Origin of the sequence: Sinomicrobium weinanense (genome assembly GCF_018863395.1) — a bacterium.
In the GTDB taxonomy this organism is placed as follows: domain Bacteria; phylum Bacteroidota; class Bacteroidia; order Flavobacteriales; family Flavobacteriaceae; genus Sinomicrobium; species Sinomicrobium weinanense.
The window spans coordinates 507,076-521,763 of the sequence record NZ_JAHKRR010000001.1 but is presented as its reverse complement, the minus strand read 5'-3'; the positions used below and the strand labels follow the sequence as shown (position 1 = coordinate 521,763).

The window sequence follows — 14,688 nt, the reverse complement described above, 5'->3', positions numbered from 1 at the left end:
ATCCTATCCGGAATAGCCAAACGCGGCAGCTTTTTCAAAATCCCGGAAAACCGGGATTTCGTATATAGAGATATTGTCCGTATTTTTGTACATATCAATTTAAAAAAAAACAGACAACGATGAACCTATTACGTCTTAGTGCCACAGGTGTGCTTGTAGTTACAATGTCGCTTACTGCCGGTGCACAGATCAAGTTGAACAAAAATGTATTGAAATCCGGCTCCAAGGTGGTTAAAGCCGTTACATTGAGTGATGAAGAAGTGATTGCCTATACCAGGGAATACATTCAGTGGATGGATGAAAACAATCCCGTAGCCCCGGAAAATGACGAACTGGCACAACGCCTGAAAAAACTGACGTCCGGACTGACCACTTACGACGGACTGGACCTCAACTTCAAGGTTTATCTCGTAAAGGACGTCAACGCCTTTGCCTGTGCCGACGGCAGTGTACGTGTTTGTGCCGGGTTAATGGACGTTATGTCTGACGAAGAAATACTGGGAGTTATCGGGCACGAAATAGGGCACGTAAAAAACACCGACTCCAAAGACGCGTTCAAAACAGCCCTGCTCACCTCTGCCCTCAAAGAAGGTGTAGCTTCACAGGGCGGAGCTGCGGCTACCTTAAGCCAGTCTCAACTGGGAGAGCTGGGAGAGGCTGTGGCCAACTCCGCATTTTCCAGAAAACAGGAGAGCAAAGCCGATGACTATGGCTATAAATTTTTAAAAGACAATGAGGTAAACCCGTGGCATATGTCCATGGCATTTGAAAAACTGCTCGGAGATTCCGGGGAAGCCGAAGGAAAGAAAAAAGGATCGCAATTGTTTTCTTCCCACCCCGATACGGAAAAGCGAATAAAGGCCATGAGCAAAAAAGCGGAGAAAGACGGGTTTAAACGTCCGGAATAAACATTTTGTGCGCTATTATGGTAAGTATAAAAGCACAAAATATATCATATATCAGACAAAGGCCCCGCTATGGGGTCTTTTGTTGTTTACAGGCTGAAAAATTATTGAAAACCATGGAAATTTGCCTGTGAATCCTGAAAACATCCAACACCGTAAGTTAACCACACCTTAAAAACAGAATGAAAAAGACACTGGTTTATATTGGAATAATACTGATCCTGACCATTATCGGTTTTTTGATAAGTAACCTTTTCATAGAAGTATCGCTTTCTCAATTGGACCAGGGAAATACTCAAATTGTAAGCACCTCCATAGGCGGACAATTTTATGCACACCTGATTTTTGCCCTTGCCCTGGGAAGTATTCCCGTTCTGTACCTGATTGCAGGTAAATTTGCCCGGTTAAAATTTATAAAGCAAAGTATAATTACCTGTGGAATTGTAATAGGATGCGGAATTCTGGCATGGCAGTTCAGGGTATTTCTAATCAACAGGCAATTATTAAAAATGTCTGAATACCCTGCAGAAAGCAGAATTCAAAATGCAATAAATTATCAGGACCTTCATTTTGGAAGCTACCTGTTTACTGGATTTATCATTGGCACTATATGTAGCATACTGATTTTTAGCCTAAAAAATAACTCCATGGCAAAGTAAACCCTGGTATTGCTACTACCCCATCCCGGGTGACAGTAACAAAAAACACCGTTAATTCTTCCTGAAACCTCGTTGCTATGCCAGGAGAAACCAAAGAGGTTTCCTGTTCTGAACATCATTATTTGATTTTTTTTATTTAAATTGTTGTCAGAAAAACAATCAATTATCCCGGATCCATTCGTAACCCAGGAATAAACAACTGTCCAGATTTTAACCTTAAATGAAACCCCTTATGCGCCTCACTACCTTTTATCTTTTAACCCTTATGTGCTTTGTTATTCATGCTCAGGAGACCCCGAAGTATGACCTCCTCCTGATGAACAACGGAGAACAGCGGTCTGGCAAGGTCACCGAAATTTCAGATGACGAAATTAAGTTTGCCTATACCAACGAAGCCCTGATATACACCATTAAAAAAGCAGACATCAGCAAGATCACCTTTGCCAGTGGCCGCATAGAGTTCTTTAACCCTGATAAAACAGACACATCCGGCGATAACGCCCAGCCTGCAGATTTTCACAACAAGCTGGCCATCCTGCCCTTTGCTTATATTGCAGATCAGAAAGACGGAAGCACGCAGATGCCCCTTAAAATCCAGCAGGAATGTTTCTCCATTCTAAACAAGAAGGCCAATAACCTGCAAATACAGGATATACAAACAACAAATGCGCTGTTGGCCAAGGCAGGTGTCAATAACAACAATATCCAGGGATATACCATGGGTGAAATATGCCAGATCTTAAAGGTAGAGTATGTAATTCAAGGCATGATAACCACTAATGAAACCAGTGTAGTTTCATCTACCACAGCATCCGGAAACTCCGTTGTAAAGGAAAGTAACAAAAAGAATGTTATCGGAAAAATTTTAAATACCACAACCAGCTCTACCACTTCCGAGAAAAACTATGATACCACCGTAAATATGAATATATATGACCATAACGGCCAGCACCTTTTCGGGCAGGAACACAACTCATTCTGGCCGGGAATAGATGCTTACCGTATAACACTGAACTACCTGCTGAAAAGGACACCTGTATACGGGAAATAATATCGCGGCCATAAAAAATCCTGGCACGAGTATTTAATATATTTATGGTATATTTATAAATAACTGGTCCACAGCCACGTACAGCAACTGTTATATTTCATATCACAAAAGAGATGGGACCAAATCGTACGGAATACCATACCATAGCACCACCGGAACACCTTGCCGGCTTTGTCCAGTTTTATTGGGTTCTGGAAGGAAAGGCTTCGGCCCGTTGCCCGTTTGTTCACCGGGTATTGGCCGACTGTTGTCCTGAACTTATCTTTTATTACAAAGGGAATTTCAGGAGATACACAGAAACATCGGGGTCTGAGGAAGTTTTAGCATCAAGGATTTTCGGACAAACACAACAATTCAGCACCTTTGTAACAAAAACAGATTTCGGGCTTTTCGGGATTTACCTGTACCCTCATGCCATTTCGCAATTATTTGCATTGCCGGCAAGTGAACTAAGCGACCAAATGACCGACCTTAAAACCCTGCTCGGCAAAAGTGGTGAGATCCTGGAAGAAAAAATGATGCTCGCACCAAACGGCATACGAAGAGCACAATTAGTATCCCGTTTTCTGGAAATACACTTAAAGAACATCCAGGCCCACTACTCAAAAATATTCCATTCCATAAAAAATATTATAAGTTCCCCGCAGCAATGCTCTATCTCATCATTGGCTGAACAATGTTTCCTGTCCCGAAGACAATTTGAACGGAAATTCAGGGAATTTTCCGGATTCAGTCCCAGGTTGTTCTTAAATATTGCACGATTTAATGCCGTGGTCAGGGAAATCTCCGGGGCCGGACCGCTGGCCCAAACCGCATACCGTTACGGCTATTATGACCAGGCACATTTCACCCACGATTTCCGTAGATTCTCCGGATATACCCCGAAAGAATTTGTTCAACACACCCCAAACAACACCAATTACAGGGCAACGACAGAGTTCCGGTAACAAGATGTCGCATTTATACAATACTGTGAATCCCGGCAGCAGTACTTTAGTATAAAAATCCAAATGAAAAAACTTTGGTATTGCAGCCTGCTGGTTGCCTGGATTACGGTAACAGGCAGCACTGATGTATTCGCACAAATTAATTCCGGAACTATGAAAGAAAACATAACAAAAACCCAGGCAGATCATTTTGTTTATATGAGATATATAGTCAATGACGTCAAGGAGAGTGTTGATTTTTATAACCGAACCTTAGGGTTTAAAACTGAAATGCAACCACCATCGGGCGGTTTTGCCCTGTTGTCTTTTGGAAATCTGAAACTGCTTATCAATCGCCCCGGAAGCGGAGGAGGTGCCGGACGGACCATGACAGACGGAACAGTCCCCTCACCCGGTGGCTGGAACAGGATACAGATCCGTGTTCCCGACCTGGACAAGAAGATTGCCGAATTGAAATTACAAAATGTAATATTCAGGAACGAATTAGTGATCGGGAACGGAGGAAAACAGATCTTACTCCGGGACCCGTCCGGCAACCTGGTAGAACTCTTTGAACCTTTTAAGCGAAAGTGAGGTTAAATAGCTATTGACGGCCTGCATTACATTTCCATTTTCTCCGTGACATTTTCCCCGGTATCGAAATCCTGCCCTTCAAACAAAACATATTCCGCATGCACACCAATTCCGGAAGTACTGTCTTTCAGCTTTATGAACATCCGGTCTACATAGATCTTATGATTGTTAACCGTAGTATAAACCCTGGGGGGGCCCTGTGCATTAAGCGTGAGGTATAACTTTTGTTTTTTGGTAGCGGCCAGGTACATTTCGTAAAGACCGGGCTTTACATAGTTCGCCTCGATACCGTAAGCCATCCGTTTCTGGATCCCGGTCAAAGGTTTGTCAACACCGCCTTCGGTATAAACAATACGATGCGCATAAACAGGATCTTCCCGGTTTATGGATGTGCCATTCATGTTGACGTCATAAACATAGGTGTTGTGGTTTTGACTGTGCTGGATATAAAACAGCCTGGCCGGTGTTTTTTCGGGAACAGGATAACCGTCCTGGGCAACAACGAAGACAAAAACAAAAAAGAAGGCAAAAGAACAGATCGTTTTCATACAAAAAATATTGGGGAATACCTGTCTAAAATAAACAACGTTATTTTTAACTGCTATTCTACACTAAAATAACATTTTTTAAAATGAATATCTTCCCGGCTGCAAAGTGATTTGATCTTTTTTTTCGGAATTTGCAGGAACAACCTGAGATGTTTGTATTTATTTTGAGCTCCGGTGGCCCTGGTAAATATTTAGCCAGGACCAACCAGGTTGCTAATATTGTTTTATCAGCCAGGAACAACCATTTTAAAATGTTCCATACCAGCCTTTTGGGGAAAAGCTATTTATCTTGTCCCGATCACCCCCCTTTAAAGTCGTTTCAACCCCTCAACCCGCTGATGTCCGGATAGTACATTTGCTTAATATAATCTTTTTATTCTTTAGGGTATTATTTTAAACAATAAACCAAGTGTTTATTTTGTTTATTATATAGATCTCTTATATTTGTATTGGAAATAATATTCATTCAAAAAAAGTACAGTTTACAACACTCAAAAAAATAAAACGAACATAAAAAATTTTGATCAGGTATCTCCCCTAGGGAAATGATTAAAATTTTTCGTGCAAGAGCACAGCGGTTCCTGAATGTGCATGAATTTTAGCTCATATTCCCTGTGCGAAAAACTTTAAACAGATGAAAAAAACGGAAAGCGAAGTTATTGTTGCCTGCAAAACCGCAACCACAGGAGATGTACCCGGAAAAATCCGGTCCATGAAATCATTTGAATTCATTGCATTGTCGGCCTGTACCATGACCTTAACCGCCCTGGGAATTGATATTATGCTCCCGGCATTTGCCGAGGTCCGGGAACACTTTGGGCTCAGTTCCGGGTCTACAGCTACCGCACAGATCATAGTGTTCTTTTTTATGGGGCAGGTGGCCCAGATCGTTTTCGGTATATTTTCGGACCGTTTTGGCCGTCTCCCCATCATTCGTATCGGGTTTCCGCTTTACATCATCGGCGGGATCGCAGCTGCCTTTGCCCCAAATCTCGAATTTATGTTTGTGGCGCGCTTTGTTGCGGGGATGGGAGCTTCAGCAATTTTTATGATCACCATAGCCGGGGTTCGCGATCGTTTTGCAGGCGACCAGATGGCCCGCATCATGTCCCTGATCTTTACAGTACTCCTCTTTACTCCAATATTGGCTCCCTTTTTCGGTATGGCTATTTTATCTGTTTCGTCCTGGCAAATGGTCTTTCTCACCCCTCCCTTGTTTGCCATTGTGGTCTTTCTCTGGTCACTCCGCCTCAAAGAGTCCCTCCCGCAGGAAAAGCGCAGCTCCCTGAAATGGAAAAATATCGGCGAGTCTATTCGGAAAGTTTTAAGCAACAAGACCTTTCTCCGGTATACCGGGATCACCACAATATTGTTCGCCGCATTGAGTTCGTACATTTCCAGTTCCGAACGTATAGTAGGCGAAATTTACGGCAAGCCGGCTCTTTTTGCCTGGATCTTTGCAGGGATCGGACTGCTGATGTCTTTTTTTTCCCTGATTAATTCTTATCTTTCATCACGGTTTGGGGCACGGTTAACCATTAAATGGCTGCTCGTTGTGTATGCACTGACGGCCGGACTTCTCCTGTTACTGACACTCATTTCCGGCGATCCGCCAAATATGCTCTTCTTTTTTATTGCTGTAGCCCTGCTCATGGCCATCAATATAGCGGTCGAGCCCAACAGCAGCGCTTTGGCTATGGAACCCATGGGAGATACAGCTGGTATGGCTTCATCGGTTTACGGCACCTCTTTTTTCTTTATCGGGTCATCCCTGGGATCTGTTATCAGTCACTTTATGATTCTTGGCGTTTTTCCGCTTATCCTGGGGTTCTTTGTCATAGGGCTGATCACCGTAATCCTGGTGTTTACCGATCGTCGTCCTACGAACAGATCACCTGCCTGATCTGTTTGGCACAAATGAGGTTATCGTTATTTTACCCTACTCATGCAGTACCGAATCGTGCACCACGACCTTTTCCCAGAAGTGGCTGTATTTTTCAATGGCTTCCATATGTATGGGATGTACGCCATAAACTTCCAGTGCTTCCAGGGTGTTGAACTGGATCATCAGATTATATGTAAAGCTATTGTCCACCACATCCCTGGGGGTGCTGTTGGCAGGTTTGCCGTAATAAAAATTGCGAATGCCGGGGACCTTACGGAGCATTTCAAAAAAACCGGTAAACTCTTCAATCTGTTTTTCCGTAAGGTCTTTTTTCAGCCAGAACAGTACATAGTGGTTTACTACGTTGTCTTCCGGGGCGTGGTTTCCTGTTGTTGCCGAACCAGCCAGGGCCGGCACTACTGTTCCGGCGGCAATGGCTGTGGTTGCTGTTTTAACAAAGTCTCTCCTTTTCATATCGGTTGAATTTATGTAGTTTTATACAAAACTTTCCTGCCGGATCGAATATACTAAATCTGTCATGAAGGTCGTAAAATCATTCTAAAACACCCAACTTCTCACATAAAACATGGATATCAATACATATTTAACACGCATTGTATACCACGGTAATGTACAGCCCGATCTCCAAACACTGAAAGAGCTGCAAAAACAGCATTTGCTCCATGTTCCTTTTGAGAACCTGGACATTCATTACCATACTCCCATCCGGCTGAACACGGATGCCATATACCGCAAGGTGGTGGAACGAAAAAGGGGTGGTTTCTGCTATGAACTCAACGGGCTGTTCCTGGAACTGCTCACGGCCATAGGGTTTGAGACCCGAAGGATCTCCGGAAGGGTCTATAACGGAAAAACTTCGGCCTTTGGACAGGAATACGACCACCTGGCTGTGGTGGTTATACTCGATGACCGGGAATATCTCGTGGACGTTGGCCTGGGAGAATTTGCCTTTGCCCCGTTAATGATAGACCTCAACACCGTGCAACAGGATGTCCGGGGAAACTATGTGATCCGGGAGTACGACACGGAATACCTCATCGTATATAATCTTGACGGAAAAAATGAAACCCCAAAATATATTTTTAAAAACATCCACCGGGAATACGAAGAGTTTTCGGCCATGTGCAATTATCATCAAAGCAGTCCGGAATCGCCTTTTACAAAAAACAAGCTGGTTTCCCTGCCCACCGAAAACGGAAGGATCTCCCTAACGGACGACAAACTGAAGGCCACCGAAAACGGGCATACCTCCGAAACCACCATAGCAGACAAGGCAGCATTCGAAGCAAAATTGCGGGAAATTTTCGGAATTACTGTTCCGTAAAATATCCCGCAATGCGTAACCCTGCCTGGTTACAAGGTCTTTAAAAACTCATCCAGCGCCTTTTGATGGGCTTCTTTTAACTCATTATCGGTTATTTCCTCTTCTTCCCTGGAAAAAGTATGATTAAACGACGGGAGGGAAAAAGTGGCTGTAATTTCTGCTCCGAACACGGGCAGAGTAGCTTCGACCTTTGAGAGCGAACGCCCGCCGCCTCCCCTTCCGGTGGATGTACTCATCAGCAATACCTTTTTACCTTCCATAAAACTGCGGTCCAGCCGTGAAAGCCAGTCGATCAGGTTCTTGAAATAGGCCGACGGATTGCCGTTGTGCTCATTGACAGAGATCACCAGCCCTTCTGCCTTTTTGATATCATCACTCAGCGCTACAAGCGAATCGGAAAAGCCTTCTTCCTTTTCCAGGTCTTCGCTGTACATCGGAAAAGGAAAATTGACCATATTCAATTGCTGAACGGGAATATCCTTTATTTTGTCCGCAGTGTATTTTACCAGTTCGTAATTGATGGATGTGGAAGAGTTACTTCCTGCAAAAGCCAGTATAGATGCCATAATACAAGTGTTTTTTTCGTACGGACGAATGTAGAGAATATTTTTTAATGAATCGCCAGGTATATCTCTGCAAAAATTCCGTGAAAAAGCATTGCAGATCAACATACTGCTTTATTGTTTATATTTTTTTACATACAAAAAGTCCAAAATGGGCGTTTTAGGAGTATATAGAAATACGAAGTTAGAAGTACGAGGTTAGAAGTTGGAAGTAGAATTAATGGGTATGAAAAACTACGGACATCTGACTTCGGACCTAAAAAATCAAAGTTTATGAATAAAGTTTCCCGCTTATATTTTATCGATGCCATGCGTGCATGGGCTATTTTGATGATGTTGCAGGGACATTTTATAGACGGGCTGCTAGATCCGGCCTTCCGGGATACCTCCAATATGATGTTCTCGATCTGGAAATACAACCGGGGGATCACAGCACCTGTTTTCTTCACCGTAGCCGGGTTTATCTTTATGTATTTGCTGATACGGCAAAAAGAGCTTACAGGATGGGCCAATCCCCGGGTTGTAAAAGGCCTTAAAAGGGGGCTGATGCTTATTGGGCTGGGCTATATCCTAAGGCTTGATTTCAGGGGGTTTCTGCTCAAAGGGGAACTCTATGACAATTTTCACATGGTAGATGTACTGCACTGTATAGGGCTTTCCATCCTGTTCCTGGTCGGTATCTACCTGTTGAGTTACAGAAAAAAATATGTTATGCCCTTATTGCTGGCCGGCGCTACAATAGTCCTGTTTGCCCTGGCCCCGTTCTATTCTTCCTGGGATTACAGTTTTATGCCTAAAATACTGGCTAATTATTTTACCAAAGCCAACGGTTCGGTATTTACTATTTTCCCCTGGTTTGGTTATGCTTCATTCGGGGCTTTTATGTCAGTACTGTTCACCATCTACAAGGATAAAAAGAATTTATACCCCATAGCTATCGGGTTATGCCTCAGTGCCGGTATTCTTTTAATGGCCCTGTTTACTTTTGAACCTGTGCGCAATGAACTGTTTTCAAGGCTTGGAACTGTCCTGTTATTCTTTGCCGTTTTTATGCTTATACGAAGTATCCTCACCTCCAGGACCTTGATCACCATAGGGCAAAATACGCTTTCTATTTACGTTATACACTATATTATTTTATATGCGAGCTTTTTCGGGATTGGATTATATCAACCATTCCACCACTCCTTAAGCCCGTATATTGCCATACCTGGGGCCATTCTGTTCATGATTATCGTTACCTGGCTGTCTTTCCTGTATAACAGGGCAAGCCCCTCCATAAAAGAAAAAACAGCGTTAATGAAAAAAGAAGCTGTTTTGGCATTTTACCAGAGCTACCGGGAGGCCATACCATTTTTTGCAAAGGTAAAGGGAAAAATTCTCGCTGCGTTCAGCATCATCAAAAATTAGGTTTTTATCAATTATTCCGGGACAGGGGGATTGGTGGAGATTGAAATGTTTAAGGTCAATCTCTCGATATTCCTATGGGATTCAATCTTCCATTAATCCTTTAATCCTGCCCTGGCCGGCATGAAAAAAAAGAGGTGTAAAAAACCAGAGCATAAAACTCTGCCTATTTCTTAAAAAAACGTGGATAATGGATAAGCTCTTTGATGCGAAGGCGTTTTTAACCTGTAACTTTATTTGAATGCCTCTATAAAGCACCTCCCTTCAGACGAAGGCGTGGTACTGAGCCTGTCGAAGTAGAGGCCTTCGCCTGAAGAGGGGAGCCTTTTTTCTTATCCATATATTCGCGTTAAAAAAGTAAAAGTGAACTAAAAATGTTATCTTGGTATAGAAATAATTTTATATAAACCGATACATTTGAAATGAATTCTACACAAAAGAAGTTAGACCACGTACTCCGGGAAGGATACGACCTGGACTTTAGTACCGTATTTGAAAAGGCATTCGAAAATTATAAAAAAATTGCTTTACAGGCAGGGCTTGTCCTGCTTATTGTCAGTGTTATTTTAGTTGTTCTTATCATGGCGGTAGTTTCCGGCCTGTTAGGGGTCAGCAATTTGTCAGAAACCCTGCTTCAGATTAACCTGGACACTCCTTTCCCGGTCATCCTCATCTATATAATGGCCATTGCCCTTATCGGAGCTTTTCTCTCACCTGTCGCCGCAGGGCTTATACAAATGGCACACCTGGCAAAAAACGGGAAGGATTTCTCTGTATCCACGGCCTTCAGCTATTACAAAAGTGCATATTTTAAAGAACTGTTTATAGCGGCCTTCCTGCTGGGGCTGATCGGGGCTTTTGTATCCCTTTTTCCCTATATTGGGTCCGTAATATCATATGCGATCTCTTTCTTTACATTCCTTACCGTTCCGCTTATCATCTTTGCCGATCTGAAGGCCGTAGATGCCATTCAAAAAAGTATTATGCTGGTTTCCAAACAACCTTTTGTGCTCGTCGGGCTATTGATCGTTATGGCGCTGGCCATCATGGTGGGGCTGGTAGCTTTGTGCATAGGTATTATATTTACCCTTCCATTTATGTATTCCATGTATTATACCATTTATACCCAGATCATTCCTGTGGACAGCGAAGATGAAATTGAACAGATCGGAACACCGACGGAGGATTGACCAACGCTATAAGCTATAAAAAGTGAGGGGGGCTAAAAAGTAGCGTTTACGTCAACCTGAACTTTTACCCTTCGACTGTGCTCAGGGTAAAAGTTCAGCATGACGGATTGTACGACTTTTTAGCCCCCCTTATTTTTATTCACTCGTTTATAGCTACAACTACACGTGCAGCGGCCTGTTATCGGTCGCAGCCAGAGCGGCTTCTTTCACGGCTTCGGCATAAGTGGGGTGTGCGTGGCTCATACGGGCTATGTCTTCTGCGCTGGCCCTGTATTCCATGGCGGTCACCCCTTCGGCTATAAGATCTGCCGTACGGGCACCTATCATATGAACACCGAGTACTTCGTCCGTAGCAGCATCGGCAAGTATTTTAACAAAACCATCGGTATCCATACTGGCCCTTGATCTGCCGAGGGCACGCATGGGGAACTGTCCCACTTTATAATTGACCCCGGCTTCCTTGAGCTGTTCTTCGGTCTTTCCTACGGCAGCAACTTCGGGCCAGGTATAAACCACTCCCGGAATGAGGTTATAATCGATATGCGGTTTTTGTCCGGCGAGGGTCTCAGCTACAAAAACACCTTCTTCCTCGGCCTTATGGGCCAGCATGGCGCCTTTGATCACATCGCCTATGGCATAGATATTGGCCGCACTGGTTTGCAAGTGGTCGTTGACCTCTACCTGCCCCCTTTCGTTGATCTTCACTCCGGCTGCTTCGGCATTCAGCCCGTCGGTATACGGACGGCGGCCCACAGATACCAGGCAGTAATCACCTTCCAGTACCAGTTCCTTATCTTTTTTATCGTCGGCTTTTACAATAACCTTATCGCCGTCCCTGGTCACTTCCTTTACTTTATGACTGGTGTAGAACTTAAATCCTTGTTTTTTGAGGACCTTGGTCAGTTCTTTAGAAAGGGCACCATCCATCCCGGGGATGATCCTGTCCATAAACTCTACCACAGAAACCTCAGCGCCCAGCCTTTTATAAACCTGCCCGAGTTCGAGGCCTATAACACCACCTCCTATAATAACGAGGTGCTTGGGTATTTCTTTCAGTTTCAGGGCTTCGGTAGATGTGATGATCCTCTCCTTGTCTATTTCGATGAACGGAAGCGTTGAAGGCTTTGAACCTGTGGCTATTATGGTGTTTTTCGCCTCTATCTTTTCTTCGCCGTCTTTTTTCTTTATAACAATGTGCGTACTGTCCTCAAAACTTCCCATACCTTCATACACATCGATCTTATTCTTGTCCATCAGGAACTTTACCCCGGCACAGGTCTGATCTACCACGGTCTGTTTGCGGCCTATCATCTTTTCCAGGTTGACCTTGACGTCACCGGGAATTTCTATACCGTGCTCCTCAAAATGCTTTACGGCATCGTCGTAGTGATGTGAAGAGTCCAGGAGTGCCTTAGAAGGGATACAGCCTACGTTGAGGCAGGTTCCCCCGAGCGTGGCGTATTTTTCAATGATCGCAGTTTTCATCCCGAGCTGTGCGCAGCGAATCGCTGCAACATACCCACCCGGGCCTGAGCCGATAACGGCTACATCGTATGAATTCATCTGTTTTTTTATTTGTTTTTAAAAGGTTAGATGTAATGCCCGAAGAACATTATCGATAGATATGTTGTTTGGGTTAACGGGCATTTCATAAATATGTCTTTTGAAAATGTGTTTTGAAATTCTAAAACACAAAAATACAAATGTTTTGCGAAGCGCCCTCCTTCCGGAAGGTTATTCTCGATTTTGTAACAAGATACTTCCACAGCGTGAGATGTTACGGGTGTGCGGGTATACCCGTTTACACCTTCACCGTTTTCCATTTTCCTTTTTTAAACCATATCAGCGCCATAACCGCTATCAGGGTCTCTGCAAGAGTTATTCCTACATATACACCAACGGGGCCCCAGTTCAGTACAAGGGCTGCCAGGTAAGCAAAAGGCAGTTGAAACAGCCAGAAACAGAAAAAGTTGATCACCGTGGGGGTTTTGGTATCTCCGGCACCGTTAAACGCCTGGGTTACCACCATACCATAAGCATAAAAGATATATCCTGCCGCCACAACCTGCAGGCTGAGGCTGCCGTATTTTACCACATCAGGGTTTTCGCTAAACCATCCTATGATATATGGGGCACACAGAAGATACACCAATGATACCGTTAGCATAAAATACGCGTTGTACTTCCCGGTTTTCCATACGGATTGTTCCGCCCGTTCCGGCTGGTTAGCCCCGAGGTTCTGCCCTACCAGTGTAGCTGCGGCATTGCTCATGCCCCAGGAAGGCATCATGGTAAACATCATTACCCGTATGGAAATGGTATAGCCCGCCAGTACTTCACTGCCGAACTCAGACATAATACGCATTAGCACTACCCAACTGGAGGTGCCGATAAGGAATTGCCCGATACCGCCAAGAGACACTTTAACGAGGTTCCACATCACTTTTCCACGCAATATCCAATCTGATACCTGTAACCTTATGCGGCTCCACCCGAAGAACAATATCCACAACTGGAACAATACGGCCACCCCGCGTCCTATGGTCGTGGCAATGGCTGCTCCTTCTACTCCATAGGCCGGTACCGGCCCGAAACCGAAAATAAAGATCGGGTCGAGAATAATGTTCAGTCCGTTAGACAGTACCAAAGCCCACATGGCAATGGAAGCATCGCCCGCACCCCGGAAAATGGCATTGATAAGGAATAGCAGGAATATGGTGGTATTCCCTCCTATCATAATCTGTGTATATCCGGAACCCTCTGCGATCAGGTCGGGTTCTCCTCCCATAAACTCCAGTATTTCCCTGGGGTATATTATCCCAGCGATACCAATGGCTACGGAGACCACAACTCCTATCATTATGGCCTGTACTGCCGTTTCGCGTGCCCCTTTCAGGTTCTTCTCGCCTACCCTCCGGGCAATAACGGCCGTTGCAGCCATGCTCAGGCCTATGGCCACAGCATAAAGGAGGGTAATGACCGATTCGGTAAGCCCTACGGTAGCCACAGCATTAACACTTACCCTGGATAAATAGATAATATCTACCAATGCAAATACCGATTCCATCATCATCTCCAGGATCATGGGAATGGCCAGCATAAATATCGCTTTACGGATACTACCCTGTGTAAAATCGGATTCTTTGCCACTAAGGGCTATTTTAAAATAATGAAAAAAGTTTTTGAAAGAAAATCTGGAAGAACTCATTACTTTTCAGAATTATATTATTAATAAAGAATACCACAAACTTTATTGCAAACTAATGTTCGCTACAACAATAACCGGCACTCCCGCCGGGATTTGTTGTTTTCTTAATATAATTCCACAAACTTCATAATGGTGCAATAATAAATACTTTTTTTTAATTGATTGTAAGTTTTTTTGGTTTTAACAAATTACGGTTATGGGGCGGGGGATATTTTTATGAACTTTGCGGTTTGTTAGTCTTGGAGTTGAATTGTTTATACCCCTGCTCTCCTCAAATGGAAATAAATTTCCTTTAAACAGATATAGCTCCCCCCTTGAGGGGGGCCAGGGGGGGTTTAGCCGAAATAGATAACCATACAAAAACAAGTGCATCAATACCAACTACCATCAACTCCAAAACTCTCCGA

Annotated in this window: 14 protein-coding genes; 9 read left to right on the top strand and 5 right to left on the bottom strand. The window is 43.9% G+C overall.

Annotated elements, in window-relative coordinates:
* The first annotated feature begins 119 nt into the window (after window positions 1-119).
* From KN811_RS02245 to KN811_RS02225, 5 genes are all read left to right on the top strand, one after another.
* On the top strand, window positions 120-908 hold the full coding sequence (locus KN811_RS02245; protein WP_187966634.1) for a M48 family metallopeptidase: 789 nt from the start codon (window positions 120-122) through the stop codon (window positions 906-908).
* Between the two features lie 179 nt (window positions 909-1,087).
* The gene (locus tag KN811_RS02240) at window positions 1,088-1,564 is read left to right on the top strand and encodes a hypothetical protein (protein ID WP_187966635.1); all 477 of its coding nucleotides are present in this window, start codon (window positions 1,088-1,090) and stop codon (window positions 1,562-1,564) included.
* A 232-nt stretch (window positions 1,565-1,796) separates the two neighbouring features.
* A complete protein-coding gene (locus KN811_RS02235; protein ID WP_187966636.1) occupies window positions 1,797-2,615 on the top strand; it encodes a hypothetical protein in 819 nt (272 codons plus the stop codon).
* Window positions 2,616-2,728: 113 nt separating this feature from the next.
* A complete protein-coding gene (locus KN811_RS02230; protein ID WP_187966637.1) occupies window positions 2,729-3,562 on the top strand; it encodes a response regulator transcription factor in 834 nt (277 codons plus the stop codon).
* Between the two features lie 63 nt (window positions 3,563-3,625).
* Window positions 3,626-4,135, top strand: coding sequence for a VOC family protein (locus KN811_RS02225; protein WP_216334652.1), 510 nt, complete (start codon window positions 3,626-3,628; stop codon window positions 4,133-4,135).
* A gap of 26 nt (window positions 4,136-4,161) precedes the next feature.
* Here the strand turns inward: KN811_RS02225 and KN811_RS02220 are convergent, their stop codons facing one another.
* Entirely contained in the window at window positions 4,162-4,683 is a 522-nt protein-coding gene (locus tag KN811_RS02220) for a DUF4833 domain-containing protein (protein ID WP_187966638.1), read from the bottom strand.
* A gap of 634 nt (window positions 4,684-5,317) precedes the next feature.
* Between KN811_RS02220 and KN811_RS02215 the strand changes: the two genes are divergently transcribed.
* Window positions 5,318-6,586: an MFS transporter gene (locus KN811_RS02215; protein WP_216334650.1), complete on the top strand. Its 1,269-nt coding sequence runs from the start codon at window positions 5,318-5,320 to the stop codon at window positions 6,584-6,586.
* 36 nt (window positions 6,587-6,622) lie between these two features.
* Here the strand turns inward: KN811_RS02215 and KN811_RS02210 are convergent, their stop codons facing one another.
* On the bottom strand, window positions 6,623-7,042 hold the full coding sequence (locus KN811_RS02210) for a Dabb family protein (protein WP_187966639.1): 420 nt from the start codon (window positions 7,040-7,042) through the stop codon (window positions 6,623-6,625).
* A gap of 112 nt (window positions 7,043-7,154) precedes the next feature.
* Between KN811_RS02210 and KN811_RS02205 the strand changes: the two genes are divergently transcribed.
* On the top strand, window positions 7,155-7,913 hold the full coding sequence (locus tag KN811_RS02205) for an arylamine N-acetyltransferase family protein (RefSeq protein ID WP_187966640.1): 759 nt from the start codon (window positions 7,155-7,157) through the stop codon (window positions 7,911-7,913).
* Window positions 7,914-7,942: 29 nt separating this feature from the next.
* On the opposite strand, the gene KN811_RS02200 is transcribed toward KN811_RS02205, so the two are convergent.
* The gene (locus KN811_RS02200; RefSeq protein ID WP_187966641.1) at window positions 7,943-8,479 is read right to left on the bottom strand and encodes an NADPH-dependent FMN reductase; all 537 of its coding nucleotides are present in this window, start codon (window positions 8,477-8,479) and stop codon (window positions 7,943-7,945) included.
* Between the two features lie 270 nt (window positions 8,480-8,749).
* Between KN811_RS02200 and KN811_RS02195 the strand changes: the two genes are divergently transcribed.
* Window positions 8,750-9,886: a heparan-alpha-glucosaminide N-acetyltransferase domain-containing protein gene (locus tag KN811_RS02195; RefSeq protein WP_187966642.1), complete on the top strand. Its 1,137-nt coding sequence runs from the start codon at window positions 8,750-8,752 to the stop codon at window positions 9,884-9,886.
* Between the two features lie 419 nt (window positions 9,887-10,305).
* A complete protein-coding gene (locus KN811_RS02190; protein WP_187966643.1) occupies window positions 10,306-11,073 on the top strand; it encodes a DUF2189 domain-containing protein in 768 nt (255 codons plus the stop codon).
* Window positions 11,074-11,232: 159 nt separating this feature from the next.
* Here the strand turns inward: KN811_RS02190 and lpdA are convergent, their stop codons facing one another.
* Together lpdA and KN811_RS02180 are read right to left on the bottom strand one after the other, a co-directional pair.
* Window positions 11,233-12,636 carry a dihydrolipoyl dehydrogenase gene (gene lpdA / locus KN811_RS02185; RefSeq protein ID WP_187966644.1) on the bottom strand — a complete coding sequence of 468 codons (1,404 nt, stop codon included), beginning with the start codon at window positions 12,634-12,636 and terminating at the stop codon, window positions 11,233-11,235.
* A 238-nt stretch (window positions 12,637-12,874) separates the two neighbouring features.
* Window positions 12,875-14,281, bottom strand: a complete 1,407-nt coding sequence (locus KN811_RS02180; RefSeq protein ID WP_187966645.1) for an MATE family efflux transporter — start codon at window positions 14,279-14,281, stop codon at window positions 12,875-12,877.
* Between the last annotated feature and the right edge of the window lie 407 nt (window positions 14,282-14,688).